Source organism: Streptacidiphilus sp. PB12-B1b (assembly GCF_014084125.1).
Taxonomy (GTDB): domain Bacteria; phylum Actinomycetota; class Actinomycetes; order Streptomycetales; family Streptomycetaceae; genus Streptacidiphilus.
On the sequence record NZ_CP048405.1, the window covers coordinates 7,403,286 to 7,426,777 of the forward strand.

Below are 23,492 nucleotides of genomic sequence, written 5' to 3' on the forward strand. Positions count from 1 at the left end.
CCACCCGCCGAGGGCGCGCAGGGCTTCCCGCACGCGGGGCTCGTCCGCCCGTTGCGCCCCTATGTCATGGCGGACGACCCGGAGCCCGTCCCGGCCCTTCCTCCCGAGCCCCACGCGCCCCCTGCGCCCCCCGCACCCCCGGGCCCCCGGCACCGGGCGCGCAGACCCCGGCAGTCCCCGCAGGCACCGCCGCCGACCCCCGGGCGAGGGCGATTCGCCCTCCGGACGCAGCAGCCTGGCCCTGCGGCCGTTCCTGCTCACCGCCGGACGCGTCGCCGGAAGCGGTTCCGGGAGCGAGAGCCCCCCACTGCCGCTGGAGACCCAGGTCGTCGCCACGGCCGAAGGCCTCACCGCACTGGACGGCCTGACCTTCGAGCACCAGGCCATCGTCGCCGCGTGCCGGGTGCCGCAGTCCCTCGCCGAGCTCGCCGCCCGGCTGCACCTGCACCTGAACGTGGTCCGGGTCATCGCCGGAGACCTGCACAGCGCACGACAGTTGGCCGTGTACGTACCCCAGGCCAGCACCGCCCAGGATGTATCCGTACTGCGAAGGGTTATCGATGGTCTCCGCGCCGTCCCCGACTCCCGAGGGCTACCGCGTGGCAACCGCCCCGCCTAGCGCCGCCACGGCCGCAGGCAGGCACGCCGCGCCGCAGCTCCGCCCGCCGCTGCCGGTCAAGATGGTCATCGCCGGGGGCTTCGGCGTCGGCAAGACGACGACCGTGGCGTCGATATCGGAGATCGAACCGCTCACCACCGAGGCCAGCATCACCGAGGTCGCCGCAGGCGTGGACGACCTCACCCACACCCCGCACAAGACCACCACCACCGTGGCCATGGACTTCGGCTGCATCACCCTGGACCCGACGCTGAAGCTCTACCTCTTCGGCACCCCCGGCCAGGACCGCTTCGGCTTCATGTGGGACGACCTGGTCGAGGGCGCCCTCGGCGGCCTGGTCATCGTGGACACCCGGCGGCTGGACGACTGCTTCGCCGCCGTCGACTTCTTCGAGAACCGCAACCTGCCGTTCGCCATCGGGGTCAACGTCTTCGACGGCAGCCTGACCCACGACCTGGACGAGGTGCGCTGGGCGCTGGACGTCAACGACAACGTCCCGCTGGTGCTGTTCGACGCCCGCGAGCGGGGCTCGGTGCGCGACGCGCTGCTGGTCGTGCTGGAACTCGCCCTGGCCCGCGCCGAGCACTGAACACCCCCGCCCGGCTTCCCGGCGCGGCGGCCCGCAGTGCGGCCGCCGCGCCCCGGGGCGGGCCGGTCAGCGCCCGCTGCGCCTGACCCCGGGCGAGACGAACACCCGCGCCGCCAGCCAGAACAGGCCCAGCGTCACCAGCGCCAGCCCGGCCACCAGGGACGCCCCGCCGACGACCTTGCCGTAGTCCTCCTGGTAGAGGCCGTCGACGATGTAGCGGCCGAGCCCGCCGAAGGAGACGTAGGCGGCGATGGTCGCGGTCGAGACGATCTGCACCGCCGCCGAGCGCATCCCGCTGAGGATCAGCGGCAGCGCCACCGGCAGCTCCACCTGGAACAGCACCCGCATCGGGCCCATGCCCATGCCCCGGGCGGCGTCCACCAGCGAGCGGTCCGCGGCGCGCACCGCCTCGTAGGTGGTGACCAGGATCGGCGGGACGGCCAGCGCCACCAGCGGCACCATGACCGGCGTCAGCCCCAGGCCCATGAGCAGCGTCAGCAGCACCAGCAGGCCGAAGCTGGGCAGCGCCCGGGCGGCCGTGGCGACGAACGCCAGCGCGTTGCCGCCGCGCCCGGTGTGGCCGGTGGCCAGGCCGATCGGCAGCCCGATGGCGGCGGCGATGCCCAGCGCCATCAGCGTGTACAGCACGTGCTCCCACAGCCGTTGCGGGATGCCGTTGGCCCCGCTCCAGTTGGCCTTGCTGGTGTAGAAGACATCGATGTAGTGCAGCAGGTTCACCGCGCCGCCCAGGGGGTGAGGAGCCGGCGCAGCAGCACCAGCAGGCTGTCGATGAGGATCGCCAGGACGGCCGTGGTGACCACCGAGCTCCACGCCAGGATCGTCCGGTGGTACAGGGTCGCGTCCTCCAGCAGGTTGCCCAGCGCGCCCTGGTCGCCGATCAGCGCGCCGACGCTGACCAGGCTGATGCTGGAGACGGTGGCCACCCGCAGCCCGGCGACGATGGCCGGGACCGCGATCGGCAGGTCCACCTGGAAGTAGCGGCGGGCCGGGCCGAAGCCCATGGCGGTGGCGGCGGCATGGGTCTCCACCGGCACCGAGCGGACGCCGTCGATGATCGCCGGGACCAGGATCACCAGGGTGTAGACGGTGAGCGGGATCTCCACGGTGGTGTCGCTCTGGCCGGTCCAGTCGATCAGCACGACGAAGAAGGCCAGCGAGGGCACGGCGTAGAAGACGGTGGTGACGCCCAGCATGGGCGCGTACAGCCAGCGGAAGCGGACGCACAGCTGGCCGATCGGCAGCGCGATCAGCAGCCCGAGCAGCACCGGGACCAGCGCCAGCTGCAGGTGCCAGACGACCAGGCCCAGGTAGGTGTGCTGCAGGTCGCTGGGCATGGTGAAGAAGCCGCTCATCGGACGGCCACATCCCCCGCGCGGGCGGCGCCGGAGCGCTCGGCGTGGGCGGCGCGGATGGCGGCGGCGATGGTCTCCTGCGCGGCCACGCCCACGGCCCGGCCGTCCGCGTCCACCGCGACGGCCCAGCCGGTCGGCGAGAGCACGGCGGAGTCCAGCGCGGCGCGCAGCGAGTCGCCGCCGGCCCGGAAGCTGTGGCCGAACGGGATCAGCTCGGTGCCGCCCGCGGCCCGCTCCTGGCCGTGCGCCCAGCCCAGCGGGCGGCCCTCGGTGTCGGTGACCAGCAGGTAGGGGGTCTGCGGCAGGGTCCGGGCGGCGATCTGGTCGGCGGTGCTGTCCACCGCGATGATCGGCTGGGAGGTGAGCTCCAGCCCGGCCGCGGTGAAGAAGGAGAGCCTGCGGATGCCCCGGTCCAGGCCCAGGAAGTCCTCCACGAAGGCGTCGGCGGGCGCGGAGAGCAGCTCGGCCGGGGGCGCGTACTGGGCCAGCCGGCCGCCCTCGCGCAGCACCGCGACCATGTCGCCGATGCCGGTGGCCTCGTCGATGTCGTGCGTGACGAAGACGATGGTCTTGCCCAGCTCGGCCTGGATCCGCAGCAGCTCCTCCTGCAGGCCCTTGCGGACGATCGGGTCGACCGCGGAGAAGGGCTCGTCCATCAGCATCACCGGCGGGTCGGCCGCCAGCGCCCGGGCCACGCCCACGCGCTGCTGCTGTCCGCCGGAGAGCTGGTAGGGGTAGCGCCGGGCCAGCGCCGGATCCAGGCCGACGCGCTCCATCAGCTCCATCGCCCGGGCGCGCGCCTTGCCCCGGTCCCAGCCGAGCAGCCGGGGCACGGTGGCGATGTTCTCGACGATGGTCCGGTGCGGGAAAAGGCCGGCGTGCTGGATGACGTAGCCCATGGACCGGCGCAGGGCCGTCACCGGGCGGTCGCGGATGTCCTGGCCGTCCAGGGTGATCCGGCCCTCGGTGGGGTCGATCATCCTGTTGATCATGCGCAGGGTGGTGGTCTTGCCGCAGCCCGAGGGGCCGACCAGGACGGTGATGGAACCGGCCGGGATTTCGAGCGTCAGTCGATCCACCGCAGTCGTGCCGTCGGGGTATCGCTTCGTCACCGCGTCGATCAGTATCAAAGCCGTACATAACCCTTCGGGCATGTCAAAGTTCAGGACCCTGACATTTTCCGAGACGCGTGGTACGCCCGTCAACGTTCATTTGTTCGACTTGGGTGCCCCTGGGAACCGCGGTGCTCCCTGTCGCGTCCGTTCACCCGTGTGGCAGAGTTGACCCTTACACCTGAGAAGTGAACTTCGATACCTAGCTTTTATGTATTACTCACGATCGCTTGCTAGATTGCCCACCCGTGGAACCAGCCGCTCGGGCCGCCAGAGCCGACCCCCGCGCATCGGGGTCCACCGCACTACAGCGGTGCGCACACCGAACCGGAGCCCCTGGGCTCTGCCCGACAGTGCAGCCGACCGAGACCCGGCGCTGCGGCGTACCGAGGATGTGACCATGAACGAGTTCCCCCCGAGGCGACCGGGAGCCGTCAGGCGGCCCGTTCATGAGCGGAACCAAGGCGCCGAGCGGCCGGGCGGCAGCCCGGCGCGGCGGTACCCCTCCGGACGCGAGCGGCCTGGTCGGACGGGCGGCCGCACGCAAGAACCGGCAGGGGAAGCGTAAGAAGACCGTCAAGATCGTTTGCATATCCCTGGCCGGCGTGGTGGTGCTGGCCGCCGCCGGGGTTGGCTACGAGTACAACAAGCTCAACGGCAACATCACCGCGGACAACCTTTTCAACGGCAGCAAGAAGCCCGCGCTGACCGAGAAGCCGGACGCCTTCGGTCGCACCCCGCTGAACATCCTGGTGCTGGGCTCGGACACCCGCTCCTCCGCCGCGGACTGCAAGATCGGCGGCGACTGCTCGGACGGCGGCGTCGGCGCCAACGCCGACGTCGAGATGGTGGTCCACCTCTCCGCGGACCGCAGCAACGCGACGGTGATGAGCATCCCGCGCGACCTCGAGACCACGCTCCCGGCCTGCACCGACACCAAGGACCACACCAGCTTCGGCGGCGGCGTGGGCATGATCAACAGCAGTCTGCAGTACGGGCCCGGCTGCACCGTGGCCGCCGTGGAGCAGCTGACCGGCATACCCATCGACCACTTCGCCATGGTCGACTTCAGCGGCGTCGTGAACATGTCCGACGCCATCGGCGGCGTCAGCGTCTGCGTCAGCGCCAACGTCTACGACCCCGACTCGCACCTGAAGCTGTCCAAGGGCACGCACACCCTGCAGGGGCTGGGCGCGCTGGAGTTCCTGCGCACCCGCCACGGCTTCGGTGACGGCAGCGACCTCGGCCGCACCTACGCCCAGCACATCTTCCTCACCCAGATGATCAACAAGCTGAAGAGCGCCGACACCCTGAGCAACCCGGTGAAGCTGCTCGACCTGGCCGGTGCCGCGACCAAGGCGCTGACCGTGGACACCGGTCTGGACAGCATCCCCAAGCTGGTCGACCTGGCCGACGACCTCAACAAGGTGCCGACCGACCGGATCACCTTCACCACCATGCAGAACCAGCCGGACCCCGCCAACAACAACCGCGTGGTGATAGGCCCCGGCGCGCAGACGCTGTTCCGGACCATCGCCAACGACCAGTCGCTGACCACCGCGGGCGGCGGCAAGTCCACCGCCGCCACCGCGACCGCGACCGCCACCGCCGCGCCCGCGCCGACCGTCCCGGCCGCGCAGATCGCCGTCCAGGTGCTCAACGGCACCGGGCTGGGCGGCCGGGCCGGAACCGTCGAGAGCGCCCTGGTCAACCAGGGCTACAGCAGCAACAGCAGCGTCGGCGACGCCCCCTCGGCTGCGACCACCTCGCTCAGCTACCCGGCCGCCGAGGCCGGGGAGGCCAAGGAGGTCGCCGCCAGCCTGGGCCTGCCCGGCTCCGCGCTGAAGCAGGGCGGCGGCTCGCAGCTGACGCTGGTCATCGGCAGGGACTGGACCAGCGGCAGCACCTTCCCCGGCGGCAAGGCGTCCCCGGCGGCCGCCGACACCAAGGTCGCGCTCAGCGGCGCCCACGACCAGACCGGCAACCAGACGAACAGCTGCGCGCCGGTCAGCACCCAGTACACGGTCGCGCTCAACGGCGTCGGCATGACCCCGACCCAGGCGTACAACGACAGCCCGAAGGTGCCCGACTCGGCGCCCTGACCGGGCCGCCGGCTCTGCTCCGGGGTGGTCGCCCGCCCCGGAGCGGGTTGTTTCCTCCATGTCCGCCGACCCTAGTGGGCCCCACTGACAGTCGGGCCCACGGGCAATCTGCCCCGGCGCGGGGGCGGCCCAGCCGGGTCAGCGCGGCGGGGCGGTCCGCCAGGCGGTGGCAAAGGCCCGGGCCGGATTGCCGACCAGCAGCCTGTCCACCGTCTCCTGGCCCAACTCCCGCACCAGCAGCGGCCGGAGGGTCTTCAGCAGGTAGGGGATGCCGGGTCCGCCGCCGGTGGCCGCGCGCGCCTGGGCGGTGGTGGTGTCCCCGCCCAGCAGCAACTGCCCTGCGTGGCCCGCCTCCACCAGTTCGACCAGGGCGTCGACCAGCCTCCAGTCGGTGGTGTGGTTGGCCCGTGACGGACCGTCAAAACAGAGGAAGGCCCCGCGCTCGGCCAGCCCGCGCTGCACCCGGGGCTCGGGGAACCGGTTCAGGTGCCCCAGCACGACCCGCTCCGCGGGCACGGCCAGCTCGTCGCAGAGCAGATCCAGCACGTCTGCCCCGGCCGAGCCGTGCTCCAGGTGGACGCCGATCGGCGCGCCGGTGGCATGGTGCGCCTCGGCGGCGGCGGCCATGGTCGTACGGGCGTGCCGGTCCAGGCTGTGGAAGCAGCCGGCGACCTTGATCAGGCCCGCCCGGCAGGGCAGTTCGCCCTCGCCGCCCCGGGCGGTCCGCTCGCCCTCCGCGCCCTCCTCGCCGTCGGCGCGGACCAGGCCCGAGGTCAGCTCGCGGACGAAGAGGGCGGCCAGGCCGCCCGCGGTGGCCCGCTCCACCGCGCCGGGCGGGTAGTGCTGGGCCTGGTGCATCCCGGTCGCCGCGACGAGGTGCACCCCGGCGGCCCGGGAGACCTCGGCCAGCCGCGCCGAACCGCGCCCCAGGCCGAAGGGCGTCCACTGGACGACCGTGCCGCCGCCGAGCCCGGCGAAGGCCCGCAGCTCCGCCACGGCGGCCGCCGGATCGTCCAGCGCCTGGTCGGGCGGGAACTGCACGCTGCGGAAGAACAGGTGGTCATGGGAGTCGACCACGCCCAGCTCCGCCGCCGGGACGTCCCCGAGGACGGTGCGGACGACGGCGGTCACGGCTGTCCGTCCTCGGGCAGAACCTGCGCGGCGACCCGCAGCCCGGCCAGCGCCTTGGGCACGCCGACGTACGGCGCGAGGTGCACCAGCACCTCGACCACCTCGGCCGGGGCCATCCCCACCCGCAGACTGGCCCGCACATGCTGGGCGAGCTGCGGCTCGACCCCGCCGAGCGCGGTGAGCGCCGCCAGATTGGCGACCTGCCGGTCGCGCAGCGAGAGGCCCTCGCGCTGGTAGGTGCCGCCGAAGAGGGTGGTGACGATCCAGTCGGGAAAGCCCGGCGCGAGCCCGTCCAGGGCCTGCAGCGTGGTGAGTTGGGCGTCCTCGTCCTGGAGTTGTCCGAGCAGGGCGTATCCGGCGGCGCGGTCGAGCGTCGCCTCGGTGAGCGGTTGCATCAGCTCTCGTCCGTTCCCTGGGAGAGGTGGAGGATCCGGTAGCGGTCGGTTGTTCCGGCCGGTTCCGGTTCGGCCGGTTCGGCTGGTTCGGCCCACAGCGTCAGGAGGACCAGTTCCCAGCGGTCCGGATCGAGCGCGACCAGGGTGCGGTGCACGCCCGGCGTCCCGGCGGTGGCCTCGGCGGCGGCGCGGGCGCGCGTGACCGCCTCGGCGGGGTCGGCGCCGTCCGGGACGGCCTCCAGCCTGCGGATCGCAGTGACCGGCGGCCGCGTCCGGGCCGGTCCTGACGCCTCGTGGACGGTGGTCCAGCTGCGGACGGCCGGGCGGCCGAAGTCGGCGACGAGGCCGCCGAAGCCGCCGCCGCCCCACAGGAACCGGTTCATCCCCCCGGTGTCGCGCCACAGGTAGAACGGCGCGTAGGCGTTGACCGGCGAGCCGTCGACACCGCGTTCGCGGATCAGGTACGCCTTGAAGCCGAGGCCGGGGAAGCCGTCCAGCAGGTGCCCGCGGGTGCGGACGCGCTCACGGATGATCGACATGTCGTAGTCGGCGGGCAGGGTGATGGTGTACTGCATGGCCTGCACGGTGCGGGTCCTCCCGGCTCAGTCGGCGGCGCGGGCGGCGATGAGCGCGACGGCGCCCTCGACGGCCTGCTCGAAGGGCTCGACCGAGCCGGCGGCCCGGGCCAGCACGTAACCGCCCTGGAGCACGGCGATGACGGTGGCGGCGGTGGCGACCGGATCGAGGCCCGGGTCCAGCTCGCCCCGCTCCCGCCCTTCGTCCAGGACGGAGGCCACGCGGGCGCGCAGGTAGGCGAAGGTCTCCGCGACCGGCCGCACCAGCGTCTCGTCGGCGACGACGTCCGGATCCTGGGCGAGCCGCCCGACCGGGCAGCCGCGCAGGACGTCCCGCTCGCGCCGCAGGTAGACGGTGATCCGCTCGAGGGCCGTGCCCGGTCCTGACAGCTCCTGGTCGGCCTGCGCCATGCGCTGCTCGGCGCTGCGGCGGATGGCTGCCAGCGCGAGATCGGGCTTGCCGCTGAAGTGGTGGTACATGCTGCCCTGGCCGACCCCGGCGAGCTGCTGGATGGCCTTGGGGCTGGTGCCGACGTATCCGCGCTCCCAGAGCAGTTCCTGAGTGCTCTCGATCAGCCGTTCGGGTGTGCTCATGGAAAAACTGTACCTACTAGTATGTACAGCGCACAAGCGCGGGGATCCCGCCCGGCACCCCGGGCAGGCCCCTGTGCGGACTCCGCAGGCCGTTGCCTGCGGCGGTCACGCCCCCGGCAGCGCGGTCAGCAGGATCGGCGAGGTGGTGGGCCTCGGCGAACCACCGGCCGGCTCGACCGTCACACCCACGCCCGCCGCGCCGCTCGGCGAACCGTGCAGCAGCGTCGCCCCGCTCGCCTGCGCGGAGCCCAGCAGACCGGCCGGGACCATCACCCCGCCCCGGCTGTACCAGATTTCGTACACCTTGGAGTTCGGCAGCGTCGGCAGGTCGTGGTAGACGAACGCCGCCTGTCCCAGCTGCTGCGAGGCCACCACCGTGCTGCTGCCGCCGCCGACCAGTTTGCCGGTGTGGTACGTCGCGTCCGGCGCCACCAGCAGCTGGCTCAGCGTCGCCGCCTGCTGCTCCGCCTGCGCCGTACGCGAGCGCTGCTGGCTCACTTGGTGCTCGGCGTCCACCGCCACCCCGACCGCGACCACGGCCACCGCCAGGCAGGCTGCCAGGACCAGCTGCGGCAGCCGGCGGTTCCACAGCCGCCAGCGTCCGACGCGCTGCGCAGCGCCCGCCTCCGGCGAGTCCGGCACCAGCGGCGGCAGCTGCCGTACCTCCGGGATGGCGGCCATCACCCGCGCCCGGAAGTCGGCCGGCGGCGCCTCGGCGGCGGCCAGCGCCAGCCGCGCCGCCGTCTCCTGCAGCTCCCGGACCTCCTGGGCGCAGGCGTCGCAGATGTCCAGATGGCGGGCGAAGTCCTTGGCCTCCCGGTCCGACAGCGCGTGCAGCGCGTACGCACCCGTGAGCGTGTGCAGGTCGGCGGTGGTCACGAGGTCACCCCCAGGCAGTCGCGGAGCCGGATCAGACCGTCCCGGAGCCGGGTCTTGACCGTGCCGAGGGCAGCCCCCAGCAGGTCGGCCGTCTCCTGGTAGGTGCATCCCCGGTAATAGGCCAGCAGCACCGACTCGCGCTGCAACTCCGTGAGCGAGCTGAGGCAGCGGCGCACCTGCTCGCGCTCCAGCCGCCGTTCCACCTGCTCACTCACCTCGTCGAAGGCGGGCGTATGGTCGCGCGCGGCGACGCGCTGTTCGCGGTCGGTCGACGCCTGCGCGGAGCGCACCCGGTCCACGGCCCGCCGGTGCGCGAGCGTCATGATCCAGGACATGGCGCTGCCCTTGTCCGGATCGAACCGCGCGGCGCAGCGCCACACCTCGATCAGGACCTCCTGGGCGACCTCCTCCGACTGCGCGGGATCGCGCACCAGCCGCCGGACAAGGCCCAGCACCGGCCCGGCCACAGCCGTGTAGACGGTCTCGAACGCACGCTGGTCCCCACGGGACACACGGTCGAGAAGCGTCTCCAACGCGCCGGGACCTGGGCCGACGGTTTGGTCACCGGGCGCTGCCGCGTGCATGTACACCTCCGAGGACTGGGCTGCTCACACGTGCTTCGTCGCCGTCACTCGAACGGATTGGTCCGAAGGTACGACAGATTCGATGCGGTCCGCACCGGGGGTCGGCAACCGGGGCGCCAACACCGAAGGCCCCGCTCTCCGCTCGGGAGAGGGGGCCTTCGGCTGCGTACAGGTACGACTGCGTACCGGCCGGGTGCGGCTGCTACCGGCCGCGCACCACGACGGTGACGTAGTGGCCCGGAACCCACTCGCGCTTCACCCGGCCGTGCACGCGCACGGTCTCGTAACGGCCGTCCACCCACACCCGCTCGGTGCGGACCGGCGCGCGGTGGTGCGGCGCGACCCGCACCGCGATCGGCTGCACGGCGTGCGCCGGAGCGGCGGCCGAGGCCGTCCCGGCGGTGGCCAGCGCGGCACCGCCGAGGAGCGCGGCGGAGGCTGCGGCGATGGTGAGGACCTTCGTGAATCGGGTGCGCACAGGCGTGCCTTTCGCGGGTGGAGACTGCAGTACCCGCGCAACATATCAGCCCTGCGTGACCATCCGACCGCATGACGTGACGACCGGGGAACGGTGCCCGCGGAGGGCACGACGAAGGCCCCGCCGACGGGGGAGACGACGGGACCTCCATCTCCAGGCTACGCCGTCGCCCACCGCTGTCCACGGCTCCGCAGCGCCCGGCTCCCGACCGCTTCCCGCAGCCCAGGGGCGATGTGCAGTCGGCGCGCCGCCGGGGGACGATTGAGGGAGCGGCTGAGGCCACGACCGAGCAGGAGCGTGACATGAGCGACGACGACCCGCGCATCGGCAGCCCTGGGACCTTCGAGTTCTCCACGCCCGACGGCCTGCTCCGCGCCGAGTGGCTCGGCGAGGCCACCGGGGCGGACGACCTGGCCCGCGAGCGGGCCTCCGCCCTGGAGAAGGAGTGCGGCGGCGAGTACCTGGTCACCCACATCCGCCGCCGGACCGCCGACGGCTGGACGGACGTCCGCCGCTTCCCCGACACCTGAGAGGCCGCGATCCGCCGAGGGTCAGCTCTCCGCCGAGAGGCCACGCTCCGCCCGCGAACCGCCACTGTCGGGTCCGGCCCGCGTGCTCCCCCGCTCCCGCCCCGCCTCCCGCTGCACCGTGATCGTCACGTTCCGGCAACGAACCCCGAGCAGACGGCTGAAAACTGCCAGTGTGACGTGACCACACCCAGCGGGAGAGATCGAGCATGGCGTTCATCCGCTCACCGGAGCCCTTTCGTGAACCCCCACCGCGTCGGCCGCACGGCCCGCTGGTGATCGGGATCGTCGTCCTGCTGGTCTTCTTCGTCCCGCTGATCGTGGTCACCGCCCTCAACGCCCGTACGCCGAGCCCCGGTTCGCCCGCGACCGGATCGTCCGCAGCCGCGTCGGCCGGTGGCACCGCCGATCCGGTCTCGCCATTACCGGCCCAACAGCCGCCGGCAGAAGCCCCGTTGCCCCCGCAACAGCAGCAGCCTCCGCCGCCGCACCTTCGTCCGCGCCCGGGGGCGGTTCCGCCGCCACCGCCGCCGGGCGCGCCATGGCCCCCGCCCCCGGGAGCCCCGCAGCCGCCGGTGTGCACCCTGGCCTACGCGGTCCAGCCGGACGGCAGCACCCTGTGGACGGAAATGACCACCCTGGCCGGTGAGTTGAGCGTGCAGTCCGGCCCTGGCCGGAGCACCGACCGGTACGACACGCACGTCGCGGCGGCCGTCACCGGGATCCGGCTGCCCGAGCCGCTCGCGCAGGACCACCGGCTCCGCGCGGTCCTCACCACCGCCCGAAGCGGCTCCTACACCTGCGTCGTCGGCGCCTCCGTCTGACCGCACTTGAACCACCTGTTCGCCCACCGGCCTTTCTGTGCGCCTTGACTGACGCTCCATCACACGGGACGCTCATCCTGGTGCACACCTGTGCCCCAGGCCGACCCGAACCCCCTGCCGCGCCCCGGTCGGGGGTTTCCGCGTCCACCACCGTGCGGCCGTACGGCGAAACGGCCGAGCACGGTGCCGCCCGCGCAGCCGGCGACGACTCCGAGGAGAAGCGCACCCGTGCCCCAGACGGACCCCGACGAACATCCCGAGCTGTGGAGTCTCGCCGAAGACTTCGCCGCCAACTCCGTGCTCATCTGCACCTCCGGCCGCCGCGAGCAGGTGGAGCCGTCCGAGGCCCACGCACAGCCGCTGCTGGCCACCGACGTGATCTCCGCGTACGAGGAGCTGCTGGCCGCCGTCGACCGCATCTTCGAGCTCGAACTCTCCGTGGGCCCGGGCATCGCCGGGGCACCGGCCCCGCAGACCGACGTCCGCGACTTCGACGCGGCGCTCATGGCGATGGCCGCCCGCTACTCCTGGCTGGAGTTGGCGATGGGCGAGTGCCGCGCCGACTTCGCCGCGCTGATCCGCCAGCGCAACAATCATGCAGCAGGCGACACATGACCCTGCCGACCTCTCGGGACGCCGCCGCCGAGCCACTGCCGCTGCACCTGCGCGAGACCCGTACGTCCTACGACACCGTCGCCGCCGCCTACGCCGAGGTCGTCTGCCCGGCCTTCGCCCGCGATGTGCTGGGCCGCGCGATGCTGGCCGCGTTCGCCGAGCTGGTACGCGCGGACGGCGGCGCGCCGGTGGTGGACGCGGGCTGCGGGCCCGGCCAGGTCACGGCGTTCCTGCACTCCCTGGGCCTGGACGCGTCCGGCGTCGACCTGTCGCCGGGGATGGTCGAGCTGGCCCGCCGCGACCACCCCGGCCTGCGGTTCGACGTAGGCACGATGGCGGCGCTGGAGCGGGCCGACGGCAGTCTGGGCGGCGTCCTCGCCTGGTACTCGGTGATCCACACCCCGCCGGAGCTGCTGCCCCCGGTCTTCGCCGAGTTCCACCGCGTGCTCGCGCCGGGCGGGCACCTGCTGCTGGGCTTCCACGTCGGCGACGAACGGCGCCGCAAGGAGGAGGGGTACGGCGGCCTCCCCATGTCCCTCGATCTGCACCTGCTGCCGCCGGACCGCATCACCGAACTGGCCACTGGCGCCGGGCTGTCGACGCAGGCCCGGCTGATCCGCAAGCCCGTGGTGCCGGGACGCGCGCCGCAGGCCGCCCTGCTGTTCCGCAAGCCCCCGGCCAGGCCCGTCGCCGGGCCCCTCGGCGCGGAAGCGGCGGCGTAGGACGCCGCCAGGGCGGGTCGCGCCGCTCCCGGCGGGAGGTTGTCCACAGCTGTGGACAACCCTGTGGACAAGTGTTCGAATCGCGCGGATCCTGCACTCGCGCACCGCGCCCAGCCGCATCGCGGACGTGACGAGGGCCCCGCCGACGGGGGAGACAGCGGGGCCCTCGGCCCACACCTGCCCCCGTCGCCGCGACCTATGCACGCACGTTCCGCGACTGCAGAAACGATCCGGCGCGCCCCGCCCGCCCCGGCCCCGCACGCGCCAGGACACCAGCAGATATCGCTTTGCGTAACGCTCTGGCAACGGCATGACGAACTGTCAGTCCCATCTGAAACGCTGACCCCCTCAACCACTGTGGGGGGAACACCATGAGCACACCCAGCTGGGGCCAACCCGGCATGCCCGGACAGCCAGGGCCGTACGGACCGCCTCCCGCGCCGAAGAAGAAGCCGTTACGCGGCTGCCTCGGCTTCGGCTGCGGCGGCGTCCTCGCGGTCGTCGTCATCGTCGTGATCGCCATGGCCGTCGCCGGCTCCAAGACCACGGCCACCACCTCCCTGCCCGCGACCGGCAGCGCGCCCACCGGCACCGGCCACGCGGCGGCGTCCAAGTCCAGCACCGTCACGTACGTCCTCACCGGTTCCAGCGCGGACGTGCAGTACGGCGCGGCCGGGTCCAGCCTCCAGGGGCACGTGCCCATGAAGGTCACCGATCCGCTGGGCGACCCGGCCTACTACAGCATCTCCGCGCAGCTGGACAACGGCGGAAGCGTGACCTGCGAGTTGGAGGTCAACGGCAAGGTCATATCGAAGGCCACGGCGACCGGCAGCTACAACATCGCCACCTGCGAGATCATCCAGGACCCGCTCAGCGGCGCCTGGCAGGACGCCAACTCCGGCTGACCCCGCCACGCCGCCCCGGGCACGCCCCGTCCAGGCGTGCCCGGGGCCCGGCCGGCAGCCCGCGCCGTGGCCGTGCGGGAGAGGTGTGGGGGCGCGCCCGCGCGCCCGCGCTCCCACGTTCGAGTGACTGCGCCCCCGGGGCGAAGCCCCGGCAGCTACCGTGGAAGGAAGCCCCAGCGGAGGTCGTCATGGGCGATACGCAGTGCCCGTCCTGCGGCGGAACGGGGCTGACGGAGAAGGTCGAGTACACCTACGAACTCGATGCCGACGGCAGCAGCGTCGCCGTCCGGCACGCCTACATATCGCAGTGCACAGCCTGCGGCGGACTGGGGAGGGTCTGATGACCACCGACAACACCGGCCGACCCATCTACCTCTGCCAGGAGCCCGCCTGCGGCTCGCACTACCTGCCGCCGGCCGACATGGAATACCCGCACGGCCCGGCATCCGCCGTCTTCTGCGCCCGCTGCCAGCCCGGCCACTCCCCCGCCGAAGCGGCCCACCCCGCCCCCGACCTCGCCGACGGCCTCGTACGCCAACGCCCCACCCCCCAACGCCGCGCAGGCCGCTCCCCCGCCCGCCGCCACCAAACCGGCCGCACCAAACTCGACTAGAGCACCCTGCGCAACCACAGCGTTCGTCCGGCCGACCGCAAGCACGTGTTCTGACGGCGTCGGAAGTCATTGCACAGCCAATTCTTCTATGTGGTCGCCTCTTGACGCTCGGTTACGGCAGGATCGAGAGTGAGCAGACGATCGAGACCTCAACCAGGGAGAGATCATGGCCCTCGAGTTCATCGGCGTTGACCCGAGTACGGATGACCGGGACTCACCCACGGTTTGGGTGGACCCGGACTCCATGGAGATCGTCCTCCAGGGCTGGAAGGCCGGTGACGAGTTGCGGAGCAAGGTGTACGACTGCCCCGCGCCCCGGCACGCCCCCGGCATCCCGGATCACGAGGACATCATCCGCATACCGGCCCGCATGGCGGCGCTTCTCAGGAAGGCATGTGATGTCGCAGAGGGACTGGACGGCTGAGGATCCGTTCCAGACGGCCCGGTTCTCCGCCGTGCACCTTGAGATGCGGGACTGTTACGGCGTGGCAGGCGAGGCCGAGCGGTTCGCCCGCTGGCGTGCGACCGGCACCCGCGACGCCCACCTCGATGCCGTCGCACGGGCGGGATGGGTGAACACCGTCCGGGACATGACCGCCCGGGGCGTTGTGGTCCGCCGGGCACGCATCGTCTCCGAGCCGGTCACCGAGTACATCAAGTACGAGCACGCGGGCACTGAGACCAACCTCAGCGCTGGCGAACTGGTCCGCTGGCTGCCTCGCCGCCGTGCGGCCGACATCGCGCTGCCGGGCACCGACCTGTGGATGTTCGACGACGAGGCGGTCGAGTTCACGTTCTTCTCCGGTGACGGGGAAGTTGTCGAACGCGAGTGGTGCACCGAGCCGCGCATCGTCGGCATGGTGCGGACGGCGTTCGAGACCGCGTGGGAGCGCGGCATCCCGCATGAGGACTACAAGATCCACTGACGGCTCAGCCCCACACACATCGCCATGGCCACGTCCCCGTCATCGAGCGCGCAGGCCGCCCGGGAGCGGGTGGCTGAACAGCTGAAGGAAATGCGGCTGGACGCCGGCCTGTCCGGGTTGGAGCTGTCGGCGCGCTGCGGATGGCACGCGGCCAAGACGTCCAGGATCGAGCACGGCAAAGCGGCCCCGAATGCGGCCGACATCCACGACTGGTGCCGGGCCTGCGGGCACGACGACCAGGCAGCGGACCTCGTGGCCGCGAGTCGCCAGGTCGATCAGATGTACGTGGAATGGCGCCGTCAGCAGCACGGCGGCCTACGGCGGCTCCAGGAAAGCGCGCTGCCGCTGTACGAGCGCACCCGCGTCTTCCGTGTCTACTCCTCAACCCAGGTACCTGGCCTTCTGCAGACTGCGGGCTATACGCGGGCCCTGCTCAATGCCATCGCCGAGTTCCGGGGCATCCCGAACGATGTCGAGGCCGCTGTGGAGTCCAGACGCAGGCGGGCCGATCTTCTCCGCCGTGGCGACCACCGGTTCGTGGCGCTCCTCGATGAAGGAGTCCTGCGCCGTCCCGTCGGCGGCCGTGAGGTGATGGCCGAGCAGATCGCCCACTTGCAGGAGGCCATGGCGCTGCCGTCGGTGGCGCTGGGCATCATCCCGTTCTCGGTGAACTGGACGTCCATGTGGTCCATGGCCACGTTCCACATCTTCGATGACACCACGGTGAGCCTGGAGACGTTGTCCGCTCAGATCACGATCACGGCCCCCGGCGAGATCGCCCAGTACGAGCGGGCGTTCATCAACCTCGGACGCATGGCCCTGTACGGTTCTTCGGCTCGTGCCCTCTTGGCCGACGCGGCGAAGGGCGCGACCTGATCCGCGCGCAAAGACCCGCAAAACCGTAGAGGGGGCGTCCCGACCGTCCTTACGTTCAGTGACATGGTGAACACGACGGAGTTCATGCCGCTGGCGTTGCCGGTCGACCGAGCGACGCTGGTCCGGCTGCAGGGCAGGGCGTGCATCGTCTGCGGCGATGCCGAGGGTCCGTTGCTCGCGGTCGGGCATGTGGAGACGACCAGCGGCGACGGTGCGGTCCTGCCCTGGGCCGTCGTTGCCTGCGCCGAGCATCGGGGGTCCGCGTCATGACGTCCTCCCAGCCCACCGGCCTCGGCTCCGGTCACGGCTTCGGCTCCGGTCACGGCTTCGGCTTCGGTGGCCCCGCGCCCGCGCCGACGGCGGCCAGGATCATGGACTACCTGTCCGGCGGCCGGGCCACGCACCCGCTGGACGAGCGGATCCTCGCCGAGCTGACCGCCGCCGCGCCCGGCGCTGCCCGGGCGGCGCGGGCGCAGCACGGGTTTCGGCGCCTGGTCGTCGCCCGGCTGGCCAGCCGTGGTGTGCGTCAATTCCTCGACCTGGGCTGCGGTCTGAGCGATCCCGAGACCGGTCGGGGCCGACCCGACGTGCACGAGGTGGCTCAGGGCGTCGACCGGTCCTGCCGGTTCGCGTACGTGGACGACGACGTCACGGCACCGGCCCGGGCGCGGGCGCTGCGCGGCTGCGCCTGCGCTTACAAGCACGGCTCCGGCTGTGATTCCGATTCCGGCTACGGCTCCGTGGCGGTCCTGGCCGCCGACCCGATGAGCTCAGGCATCCTGCTCCATCCCCAAGTCGCGTCCGTGCTGGACCTGCGCCGACCGGTGGCCGTCCTGATGGTCGGGCTGACCGCGCGCATCCCGCACCAGCGCAGCGCCGCCAACCTCGTCGCCGACCTCGCCGCCCAGACCCCGCCCGGCAGCTATCTGGCGCTCAGCCAGCCGGTGAGCACCGACGCCGGGGTCCGCGAGGACGTCAGCGCCATCGTGTCCGCAGCCACCGGCCGGGCGTGGCGCGTCCGGCCGCCCGCCGCCGTCGAGGCCCTGCTGACCGGCCTGGACGTCCGATCGCCCGGCTGGGGCGACGTCGCCGCGTGGGGTGCGATCCGCGAGCCCTGGCTGCCCCGCGCGGAAACCGCCTACGCCGAGTACGGGGCGCTCGCCCGCACCTGAAACCGCACCTACCCGCAGCAACCGGCACGAGCCACCAGGAAGGACGCCGTGACCACCAGACCAGTCAGGCTCTGCGACTACTGCGACAAACCCGCAGGCACACCGGTCGTCCGGCACCGACCCGGCGACCGCTCGTCGAAACTGGTCGGCGTCAGCCACGACGACTGCTACGGCCGGTTCCTGGCCGAGGCCGTCCTCGTCCGCGTGGCCTGGGAGATGACGTGACCGTTCCGTCCGCCCGGGACCGCAGGCTCGCCCTCCTCCGCGAGATCGCTGCCCTGGAGGCCGGCGGTGGCCGGGCGACCGGGTACTGCACCGACTGCGACCGCCCCCGCACCGGCCGCGCCCTGGGCGTCGAGCAGAACAGCGGCGGCCGGACCCTCGTCATCTGCGACCCCTGCTCCGCCCGCCTGGCCGCCCGCCACCTCGGGGACGAACCAGGTCAGGCGCGTGGGAGGGGTAGTGGTGAGCGTCGCTGACCAGGGCGTCCGCCGTGCCGCGTCGTGTCCCCGGCTTGCGCACCTCGTTGTCCAGGTCAGTACCGACCACGAAGGGACACACCATGGACGAGGACCAGACCGCGTACACGGTCGTCGTGAACGACGAAGAGCAGTACAGCATCTGGCCTGCGGACCGCGACACGCCGCTGGGGTGGCGCCCGGCCGGGAAGACGGGCACCAAGGAGGAGTGCACGGCCTACATCCGTGACGTCTGGACCGACATGCGCCCCAAGAGCCTGCGTCAGCAGATGAACGCGGCAGCCAACCAGGAGTGACCCCGACGGGCCCGGCCCGTCCGGTTGAGCCCGTCCCTCCGACGGGCTCAACCCCACATCCAGGCAAGCCAGGCAGCCAGGACCAGGTGATTCCCGATGCCCGGCCGATCAGCCGACGGTCACTCGGGGATGCCGGTCCGGCAGGAGATCGACGTCCAGCCCGACTCCGTGTCTCCGAGGCTGTCGGTAATGATCATGCCGATCTCGTAGGTGTCGCCCTTGCCGCAGATGAAGCTCAGGTCGTCGCTGGTGCTGGCCGTGGACGTGATGTAGTTGACCGTCCAGGCCCAGGTGTCGGCGCCGACTCCGAAGGAGGACGCCGTGCCGCACTCGACGTCGCCCCTGGTCTGGTTGATGGCTTCCGAGAAGCAGGAGATGAACGGCGTGGAGGTCGACGGGGACGCCAGTGCCTGGGCTCCCGGCGCCGCGACCAGCACGGCACAGGAGGCCATGGCCACCCCCAGACACGCGGGGAGGACTCGAGGGGCGAAGGCAGAACGTAGGGCAGTGCGACGCATTGGCTCTCCCGGTGTCAGGGTGGATGGAACGACAGGAGGTGCTCTTGCTGTGCGCGGTGCAGATGTGCGGGCAGTCTGGCAGACGGCGGATCGGCCGCATAGACCCCAGAACTGGCCTGCGTAGGCCGAATTGCGCCTATCAGACGCGCTTCCCCGTGACTGTCCGGTGCGAGCCAACCCAGGTGTCGGTGGTGGCGCCGAGGCCAGGTCAGGGTGACGGCGAAGGCGGTGACGGCGGTCTCAAGGACGCTGCCCACCCTGCGACCGTGAGCCGCAGCGCTGCGCCAGGTCCAGGCTTCGGCCTCAGGGCTTGAGCGCCACCCCGCCGTACAACCCGATCCGCTCGTCCCCGGTGAGGCCCTGTTCGTCCGGCCGTCACTGCGACAGCATCACCAGGCCGGGTGAGGCCGGCCCCAGGCCGTCGAAGAACGCGGCGATCTCTTTGCCGCTCGACCCTTCGCCCGGCCGCGAGCGCGCCCACGGCCCGATCGTCGGTGAGGCCCGCCGTGCGGTCAGACCAAGGGCGTCCCCACCGGCTTCGCCGACCTTGACGCCCTCACGGGCGGTCTGCACCCCGGCCAGGTCATCGTCATCGCCGCCCGACCGGCCATCGGGAAGTCAACCCTGGCCTTGGACTTTGCCCGATCGGCCGCCATCAAGCACAGGCTGCACACCGCGTTCTTCAGCCTGGAGATGAGCCGCACGGAACTCGTGAACCGGGCCATCTCCGCCGAGGGTCGCATCGGGCTGCACCACATGCAGCGCCAGGGCGGCATGACCAAGGACGACTGGGACAACTTTGCTCGCGCGATGCCCGCGGTCTCCGGAGCCCGGTTGACCATCGACGCCACCACGGAGTTGACGACAATGCAGATCACGGCGAAGTGCAGCCGGATGAAGCAGCCCGATGGCTTGGACCTTGTGGTCATCGACTACCTGCAGCTCATGACGTCCGGTCTGCGCCGGGTGGAGAGCCGCCAGGTTGAGGTCGGGGCGATGTCTCGCAGTCTCAAGCTGATGGCCAAAGAGCTGCAGGTGCCCGTGGTGGTTCTCTCGCAGCTGAACCGAGGCCCCGAGCAGCGCAACGACAAGCGGCCGGTTATCTCGGACCTGCGGGAGTCCGGCTCGATCGAGCAGGACGCCGACATGGTCATCCTGCTGCACCGCGAGGACGCCTACGAGAAGGAGACGCCGCGGGCGGGTGAGGCCGACCTGATCGTGGCGAAGCACAGGAACGGGCCAACGGCGACGATCACGGTCACCTTCCAAGGGCACTACTCCCGCTTCAAGACTCCCGCTTCAAGGACCTGGCGGCGTCGTGATGCCCGAACTCGATCCCGCCCTCGCCGCGCGTCTCCGTGCCGAGGCCGACGCCCGTGTAGCCGAACAGGTCCAGGCCGCGCGGGTCCGCGCCGCCGACAAGCGCACCGTCCGCCAGGCGTTCGCCCGCAACCGCGACGCCGGCGTCCAGCACCGCAACGCCGCCCGGGCCGCACGGGTCCGGCTCGCCGAGCACCACAACACGAAGGAGACCACCGTGACCACCACCGACGTCGACCGCGACCGCATCGCCCAGGAGGCCGCCGAATACATCGCCAACGTGCTCATCCCCGAGAGCGACAAGACCCAGGCACTGCCCGGCGTCTCGGTCTACTACACCGACGACAAGCGCCCGCCGCGAACCGTCGCCGACATCAAGGCCACGCTCTTGGAGGGCCGGTTCTGGATCTCGTGGATCGGTGACGAGCGGGTCGCCGCCGCCATGCGCGCCATCCACGGCCAACCCGTCGGCGACGCCGAGTGGCTCGCCGGCGACCACGGCCTCGACACCGCCAGCTGAATCACCCGGGGGCGGGCCCGTCCGAAGGCCCACTCGGCAGCACTAACAGCAGGCCCGAGCAGGAAGGCTACCCGTGACCCGGCCGGACAACTACTCATCCCAGCCGCTGCGCACGGCGCTCGGCCTTCTTCGCCTCGGCCTTGGCCCGCATAGCGACCGCCCTCTCGGAAGGCCCGTATGCCCACCACACGAACCCGGCGTACGCGACGCTGAACAACGTGTACGCCGTGAAGCCGGGAGTGATCGCCCAGTGCCATCCCGACTTGGTCATGTTGGGGATGCTCCAGAGCAGGTTGATGCCGACCAATACGGCGAAGACGGCGAGGGTCTTCTTGATGCGGAGTTGCATACGCGAACTCTAGGGGTTGACGACGGGCCAGAACAGAGAGATCAACCTCGCTGATCAGGAAAAACCCAAGCGAACGCCTATAAACCACGACGCGAAGGAGCCCATCATGACCGCCCCCACCGTCCGCCCCGCCACCGTCGCGCTCCTGGTCGGCCTGGACCTCAACGGCAGCCTCGACCCCCGCAACTGGACCCACCCCGGCTGCCAGCCCCTCACCGCCGACGAACTCGACACCGCCCTCGACGCCACCTTCCCCGAGATCCAAGCCGTCACCGACTACCTGCGCAGGGCCGAGGAGCACGCCAGGGAACAGGCCGACGCCATCAAGCGCATCGGCGCCATCGCCAAGCCCTACCTCGCGCAACTGCCCAAAGGCTCACCCATGCGCGACGCCATGGCCCTGATGACCCCCGCCGAGCCGGCCGAGACGCGCCAGCTCATGGACCTCGTCGCCCCGGACGGCACCATCGCCGTCCCCCCGTGCCCGGAACTGACCGCCCCCCTGCCGGACCGCACCGGCCGGGCGCCATTATCCACCCCGACGCCGGGACCGGCCTCCGGGTCACCCCTCGCGGTCGGCCTCCGCCGGCGCGGGCTTACGCCGGAAGTAGCCCGCAACCCCAAGGACGAGCCCAATCGGCGCGGCAAGCAACTCGGCCCGCCCCAGCGGATCCCCCATCGCCAACCCCACCACCGTTCCGACGCCACAAAGCACCAGCGTGCGCAGCACCGCCATGAACAACCGATTCGACCTCAGACCAGACATGGACACGGAACCTAGCCGCGGTCAGCCCGCGGCAGACAGACCCCGACGCGCCTCGAACCCGTCGTCCCCGACTACGACCCCGAGCAGCAGCTCAACGTCCTGGCCGACGGAATGCCCTGGTACACCACGCCGTTGGCCGCCTCGCCCACCGACACCCACTGGGACAGTCAGCCGGACGAGACCGCTGACCCGTACTTCGCGTCCGCGTCGTGACCGCCGCCGCACCGGGCGGCGCCGTGCTGGTCGTCGCCGAGGAACTGGACGCCGCCGCCGACATGGTCGTGGACCGGCTCCACCAGCTGCGCGAATCAGGAGACCTGCGCACGCCCCGGTGGCACGCCGCGCTCCTCGCCACACCCCGTCACGCGTTCCTGCCCGCCTTCCACCGGCCCGACGCCGAAGGCATGGTCGCTGTGCACCAGGGTGACCGTGACTGGCTGGACGCCGTCTACCGCAACGAACCGCTGCTCACCCAGATCACCGAGGGCATCCCGACATCGTCGTCGACGCAGCCCGGCCTGATGCTGCGCATGCTCGAAGCCCTCGCCGTCGCCGACGGCATGAGCGTGCTGGAGATCGGCACCGGCACCGGCTACAACGCCGCCCTGCTCGCCCACCGCCTCGGCGGAGCCAACGTCACGACCGTCGACGTCGACCCGGCGCTGACCGAGCCCGCGCGCGAGCGCCTGGCGGAACTGGGCCTGGCCGTGACGGTGGCCACCGGTGACGGCGCCCTGGGCCATGCGCCCCGGGCACCGTACGACCGGGTGATCGCCACCTGCGCCGTGCGGTCGATCCCGCCCGCGTGGCTGGAGCAACTGGCCCCCGGCGGACTGGTGCTGGCGACGGTCACGACGGGCCTGCACGGGTCGGCGCTCGCCCTGGTCGGCTCCGACGGCCACGGCAGGTTCCTGCCGGAACGGGCGTCGTTCATGCCGATGCACTCCCAGGCCGACCCCGGCTTCTACGCGCTGCAGGCGCAGGCAGGCCCCGCAACCGGCGAGCGCGTCACGAAGCTGGTGCCGCCGCTGGACGAGACCACCGCATTCATCCTGGGGGCGGCCATGCCGCAGGTGGTGTCATTCGGCCTGCCCGACGGCGACGTCCCGGGCCTGTACCTGGCGCATCGCTCCGACGGCTCGTGGGCCCACGTGCTCCACGACGGCCGCACCGTCCAGGGAGGGCCGCAACCGCTCTGGGACGAGATGGAGCAGGCTCACGCCGAATGGACGTCCGCGGGCAGCCCGCTGCCGCACGAACTCTCGATCACCGTCGACGGCACCGCCCAGCGGGTGCACACCCTCGACGGCACACTGTCCTATGCACTCCCACACACCCCAGGGTGATGGCCACAGGGCGGCGACGAGTTCGCGGACGTCGGAGCGTCGGGCACGCAAGGGCACCCGGCCCCGCAGCGCAGCATCTGACGGTCCAGCAGCGGGCGAACAGGGCCCGACTTGTCCGGTTCCCCAGGATGCAGAAGAGCCAGGTCAGTTGTTCTGACCTGGCTCTCGGTCGGTGGGCCGCGTGGGGTTCGAACCCACAACCTACGGATTAAAAGTCCGCAGCTCTGCCAATTGAGCTAGCGGCCCTTGACCGCCCCATTGTGCCATGCGGTGATCGGGAATCCGCC

34 protein-coding genes, 1 tRNA gene and 1 pseudogene are annotated in these 23,492 nt (G+C 71.8%); 22 read left to right on the forward strand and 14 right to left on the reverse strand.

The window, feature by feature from the left end:
- The first annotated feature begins 235 nt into the window (after nucleotides 1–235).
- Nucleotides 236–619: a DUF742 domain-containing protein gene (locus tag GXW83_RS32255; RefSeq protein WP_225447595.1), complete on the forward strand. Its 384-nt coding sequence runs from the start codon at nucleotides 236–238 to the stop codon at nucleotides 617–619.
- A complete protein-coding gene (locus GXW83_RS32260) occupies nucleotides 561–1,208 on the forward strand; it encodes an ATP/GTP-binding protein (RefSeq protein ID WP_182446531.1) in 648 nt (215 codons plus the stop codon). Before GXW83_RS32255 ends, GXW83_RS32260 begins: the two co-directional genes overlap by 59 nt.
- A gap of 66 nt (nucleotides 1,209–1,274) precedes the next feature.
- Here GXW83_RS32260 and GXW83_RS32265 read toward each other — a convergent pair whose 3' ends face one another.
- Genes GXW83_RS32265 through GXW83_RS32275 form a run of 3 tightly spaced genes read right to left on the reverse strand, consistent with a single transcriptional unit; the run spans nucleotide 1,275 to nucleotide 3,711 of the window.
- Nucleotides 1,275–1,946 (reverse strand): ABC transporter permease, encoded by a 672-nt coding sequence (locus tag GXW83_RS32265; protein WP_182446532.1) that lies wholly within the window; start codon nucleotides 1,944–1,946, stop codon nucleotides 1,275–1,277.
- Nucleotides 1,943–2,581: an ABC transporter permease gene (locus tag GXW83_RS32270; RefSeq protein ID WP_182446533.1), complete on the reverse strand. Its 639-nt coding sequence runs from the start codon at nucleotides 2,579–2,581 to the stop codon at nucleotides 1,943–1,945. The genes GXW83_RS32265 and GXW83_RS32270 overlap by 4 nt, the downstream gene beginning before the upstream one ends.
- Nucleotides 2,578–3,711 carry an ABC transporter ATP-binding protein gene (locus GXW83_RS32275; protein ID WP_182446534.1) on the reverse strand — a complete coding sequence of 378 codons (1,134 nt, stop codon included), beginning with the start codon at nucleotides 3,709–3,711 and terminating at the stop codon, nucleotides 2,578–2,580. The genes GXW83_RS32270 and GXW83_RS32275 overlap by 4 nt, the downstream gene beginning before the upstream one ends.
- A gap of 431 nt (nucleotides 3,712–4,142) precedes the next feature.
- Here GXW83_RS32275 and GXW83_RS32280 point away from each other — a divergent pair, with 431 nt between their 5' ends.
- Complete coding sequence (locus GXW83_RS32280; RefSeq protein ID WP_182446535.1) at nucleotides 4,143–5,795, forward strand: LCP family protein; 1,653 nt, start codon at nucleotides 4,143–4,145, stop codon at nucleotides 5,793–5,795.
- A 138-nt stretch (nucleotides 5,796–5,933) separates the two neighbouring features.
- Here GXW83_RS32280 and GXW83_RS32285 read toward each other — a convergent pair whose 3' ends face one another.
- The 7 genes from GXW83_RS32285 to GXW83_RS32315 form a co-directional block, all read right to left on the reverse strand.
- Nucleotides 5,934–6,926: a phosphotriesterase gene (locus GXW83_RS32285; RefSeq protein ID WP_182446536.1), complete on the reverse strand. Its 993-nt coding sequence runs from the start codon at nucleotides 6,924–6,926 to the stop codon at nucleotides 5,934–5,936.
- Nucleotides 6,923–7,321, reverse strand: a complete 399-nt coding sequence (locus GXW83_RS32290) for a carboxymuconolactone decarboxylase family protein (RefSeq protein WP_182446537.1) — start codon at nucleotides 7,319–7,321, stop codon at nucleotides 6,923–6,925. Before GXW83_RS32290 ends, GXW83_RS32285 begins: the two co-directional genes overlap by 4 nt.
- On the reverse strand, nucleotides 7,321–7,905 hold the full coding sequence (locus GXW83_RS32295) for a DUF4865 family protein (RefSeq protein WP_182446538.1): 585 nt from the start codon (nucleotides 7,903–7,905) through the stop codon (nucleotides 7,321–7,323). Before GXW83_RS32295 ends, GXW83_RS32290 begins: the two co-directional genes overlap by 1 nt.
- Before the next feature lie 18 nt (nucleotides 7,906–7,923).
- Entirely contained in the window at nucleotides 7,924–8,490 is a 567-nt protein-coding gene (locus tag GXW83_RS32300; RefSeq protein ID WP_182446539.1) for a TetR/AcrR family transcriptional regulator, read from the reverse strand.
- 105 nt (nucleotides 8,491–8,595) lie between these two features.
- Nucleotides 8,596–9,369: an anti-sigma factor domain-containing protein gene (locus GXW83_RS32305; protein ID WP_182446540.1), complete on the reverse strand. Its 774-nt coding sequence runs from the start codon at nucleotides 9,367–9,369 to the stop codon at nucleotides 8,596–8,598.
- Nucleotides 9,366–9,953 carry a sigma-70 family RNA polymerase sigma factor gene (locus GXW83_RS32310; protein WP_182446541.1) on the reverse strand — a complete coding sequence of 196 codons (588 nt, stop codon included), beginning with the start codon at nucleotides 9,951–9,953 and terminating at the stop codon, nucleotides 9,366–9,368. Before GXW83_RS32310 ends, GXW83_RS32305 begins: the two co-directional genes overlap by 4 nt.
- A 202-nt stretch (nucleotides 9,954–10,155) precedes the next feature.
- Nucleotides 10,156–10,431, reverse strand: a complete 276-nt coding sequence (locus tag GXW83_RS32315; protein ID WP_182446542.1) for a hypothetical protein — start codon at nucleotides 10,429–10,431, stop codon at nucleotides 10,156–10,158.
- A gap of 302 nt (nucleotides 10,432–10,733) precedes the next feature.
- Here GXW83_RS32315 and GXW83_RS32320 point away from each other — a divergent pair, with 302 nt between their 5' ends.
- The 15 genes from GXW83_RS32320 (at nucleotide 10,734) to GXW83_RS32390 (ending at nucleotide 18,386) form a co-directional block, all read left to right on the forward strand.
- On the forward strand, nucleotides 10,734–10,961 hold the full coding sequence (locus GXW83_RS32320) for a hypothetical protein (RefSeq protein WP_182446543.1): 228 nt from the start codon (nucleotides 10,734–10,736) through the stop codon (nucleotides 10,959–10,961).
- 206 nt (nucleotides 10,962–11,167) lie between these two features.
- Entirely contained in the window at nucleotides 11,168–11,782 is a 615-nt protein-coding gene (locus GXW83_RS32325) for a hypothetical protein (protein ID WP_182446544.1), read from the forward strand.
- A 228-nt stretch (nucleotides 11,783–12,010) separates the two neighbouring features.
- Nucleotides 12,011–12,397, forward strand: coding sequence for a hypothetical protein (locus GXW83_RS32330; RefSeq protein ID WP_182446545.1), 387 nt, complete (start codon nucleotides 12,011–12,013; stop codon nucleotides 12,395–12,397).
- Nucleotides 12,394–13,119, forward strand: coding sequence for a class I SAM-dependent methyltransferase (locus GXW83_RS32335; RefSeq protein ID WP_182446546.1), 726 nt, complete (start codon nucleotides 12,394–12,396; stop codon nucleotides 13,117–13,119). The genes GXW83_RS32330 and GXW83_RS32335 overlap by 4 nt, the downstream gene beginning before the upstream one ends.
- Nucleotides 13,120–13,490: 371 nt before the next feature.
- Nucleotides 13,491–14,024 carry a hypothetical protein gene (locus tag GXW83_RS32340; RefSeq protein WP_182446547.1) on the forward strand — a complete coding sequence of 178 codons (534 nt, stop codon included), beginning with the start codon at nucleotides 13,491–13,493 and terminating at the stop codon, nucleotides 14,022–14,024.
- A 188-nt stretch (nucleotides 14,025–14,212) separates the two neighbouring features.
- Nucleotides 14,213–14,365 carry a YgiT-type zinc finger protein gene (locus GXW83_RS32345; protein ID WP_182446548.1) on the forward strand — a complete coding sequence of 51 codons (153 nt, stop codon included), beginning with the start codon at nucleotides 14,213–14,215 and terminating at the stop codon, nucleotides 14,363–14,365.
- Nucleotides 14,365–14,637, forward strand: a complete 273-nt coding sequence (locus tag GXW83_RS32350; RefSeq protein WP_182446549.1) for a hypothetical protein — start codon at nucleotides 14,365–14,367, stop codon at nucleotides 14,635–14,637. Before GXW83_RS32345 ends, GXW83_RS32350 begins: the two co-directional genes overlap by 1 nt.
- Nucleotides 14,638–14,803: 166 nt before the next feature.
- Nucleotides 14,804–15,061, forward strand: coding sequence for a hypothetical protein (locus GXW83_RS32355; protein WP_182446550.1), 258 nt, complete (start codon nucleotides 14,804–14,806; stop codon nucleotides 15,059–15,061).
- Complete coding sequence (locus GXW83_RS32360; protein ID WP_182446551.1) at nucleotides 15,036–15,563, forward strand: DUF6879 family protein; 528 nt, start codon at nucleotides 15,036–15,038, stop codon at nucleotides 15,561–15,563. The genes GXW83_RS32355 and GXW83_RS32360 overlap by 26 nt, the downstream gene beginning before the upstream one ends.
- Nucleotides 15,564–15,587: 24 nt before the next feature.
- The gene (locus GXW83_RS32365; protein ID WP_182446552.1) at nucleotides 15,588–16,439 is read left to right on the forward strand and encodes a helix-turn-helix transcriptional regulator; all 852 of its coding nucleotides are present in this window, start codon (nucleotides 15,588–15,590) and stop codon (nucleotides 16,437–16,439) included.
- Between the two features lie 63 nt (nucleotides 16,440–16,502).
- On the forward strand, nucleotides 16,503–16,709 hold the full coding sequence (locus GXW83_RS32370; protein ID WP_182446553.1) for a hypothetical protein: 207 nt from the start codon (nucleotides 16,503–16,505) through the stop codon (nucleotides 16,707–16,709).
- Nucleotides 16,706–17,611: an SAM-dependent methyltransferase gene (locus tag GXW83_RS32375; protein WP_182446554.1), complete on the forward strand. Its 906-nt coding sequence runs from the start codon at nucleotides 16,706–16,708 to the stop codon at nucleotides 17,609–17,611. Before GXW83_RS32370 ends, GXW83_RS32375 begins: the two co-directional genes overlap by 4 nt.
- Before the next feature lie 48 nt (nucleotides 17,612–17,659).
- Nucleotides 17,660–17,836, forward strand: coding sequence for a hypothetical protein (locus GXW83_RS32380; protein ID WP_182446555.1), 177 nt, complete (start codon nucleotides 17,660–17,662; stop codon nucleotides 17,834–17,836).
- Complete coding sequence (locus tag GXW83_RS32385) at nucleotides 17,833–18,090, forward strand: hypothetical protein (protein WP_182446556.1); 258 nt, start codon at nucleotides 17,833–17,835, stop codon at nucleotides 18,088–18,090. Before GXW83_RS32380 ends, GXW83_RS32385 begins: the two co-directional genes overlap by 4 nt.
- A gap of 83 nt (nucleotides 18,091–18,173) precedes the next feature.
- A complete protein-coding gene (locus GXW83_RS32390) occupies nucleotides 18,174–18,386 on the forward strand; it encodes an MbtH family NRPS accessory protein (RefSeq protein WP_182446557.1) in 213 nt (70 codons plus the stop codon).
- A gap of 119 nt (nucleotides 18,387–18,505) precedes the next feature.
- Here the strand turns inward: GXW83_RS32390 and GXW83_RS32395 are convergent, their stop codons facing one another.
- Both GXW83_RS32395 and GXW83_RS32400 read right to left on the reverse strand, forming a co-directional pair.
- Nucleotides 18,506–18,838, reverse strand: a complete 333-nt coding sequence (locus GXW83_RS32395; protein WP_182446558.1) for a hypothetical protein — start codon at nucleotides 18,836–18,838, stop codon at nucleotides 18,506–18,508.
- 441 nt (nucleotides 18,839–19,279) lie between these two features.
- Complete coding sequence (locus GXW83_RS32400; protein ID WP_182446559.1) at nucleotides 19,280–19,477, reverse strand: hypothetical protein; 198 nt, start codon at nucleotides 19,475–19,477, stop codon at nucleotides 19,280–19,282.
- On the opposite strand from GXW83_RS32400, the pseudogene GXW83_RS32405 reads away from it, so the two are divergent.
- Together GXW83_RS32405 and GXW83_RS32410 are read left to right on the forward strand one after the other, a co-directional pair.
- Nucleotides 19,421–20,191: pseudogene (locus GXW83_RS32405) on the forward strand (DnaB-like helicase C-terminal domain-containing protein); the annotation flags it as partial. The gene GXW83_RS32400 and the pseudogene GXW83_RS32405 sit on opposite strands and share 57 nt — an antisense overlap.
- 34 nt (nucleotides 20,192–20,225) lie before the next feature.
- Complete coding sequence (locus GXW83_RS32410; protein ID WP_225447373.1) at nucleotides 20,226–20,744, forward strand: hypothetical protein; 519 nt, start codon at nucleotides 20,226–20,228, stop codon at nucleotides 20,742–20,744.
- A 94-nt stretch (nucleotides 20,745–20,838) separates the two neighbouring features.
- On the opposite strand, the gene GXW83_RS32415 is transcribed toward GXW83_RS32410, so the two are convergent.
- Nucleotides 20,839–21,093, reverse strand: a complete 255-nt coding sequence (locus GXW83_RS32415; protein ID WP_182446561.1) for a hypothetical protein — start codon at nucleotides 21,091–21,093, stop codon at nucleotides 20,839–20,841.
- 106 nt (nucleotides 21,094–21,199) lie between these two features.
- Here GXW83_RS32415 and GXW83_RS32420 point away from each other — a divergent pair, with 106 nt between their 5' ends.
- Together GXW83_RS32420 and GXW83_RS32425 are read left to right on the forward strand one after the other, a co-directional pair.
- The gene (locus GXW83_RS32420; RefSeq protein ID WP_182446562.1) at nucleotides 21,200–21,874 is read left to right on the forward strand and encodes a hypothetical protein; all 675 of its coding nucleotides are present in this window, start codon (nucleotides 21,200–21,202) and stop codon (nucleotides 21,872–21,874) included.
- A gap of 194 nt (nucleotides 21,875–22,068) precedes the next feature.
- Complete coding sequence (locus GXW83_RS32425) at nucleotides 22,069–23,205, forward strand: methyltransferase domain-containing protein (RefSeq protein WP_182446563.1); 1,137 nt, start codon at nucleotides 22,069–22,071, stop codon at nucleotides 23,203–23,205.
- A 173-nt stretch (nucleotides 23,206–23,378) separates the two neighbouring features.
- Here the strand turns inward: GXW83_RS32425 and GXW83_RS32430 are convergent.
- Nucleotides 23,379–23,451 (reverse strand) — tRNA-Lys (locus GXW83_RS32430).
- Nucleotides 23,452–23,492 lie beyond the last annotated feature (41 nt).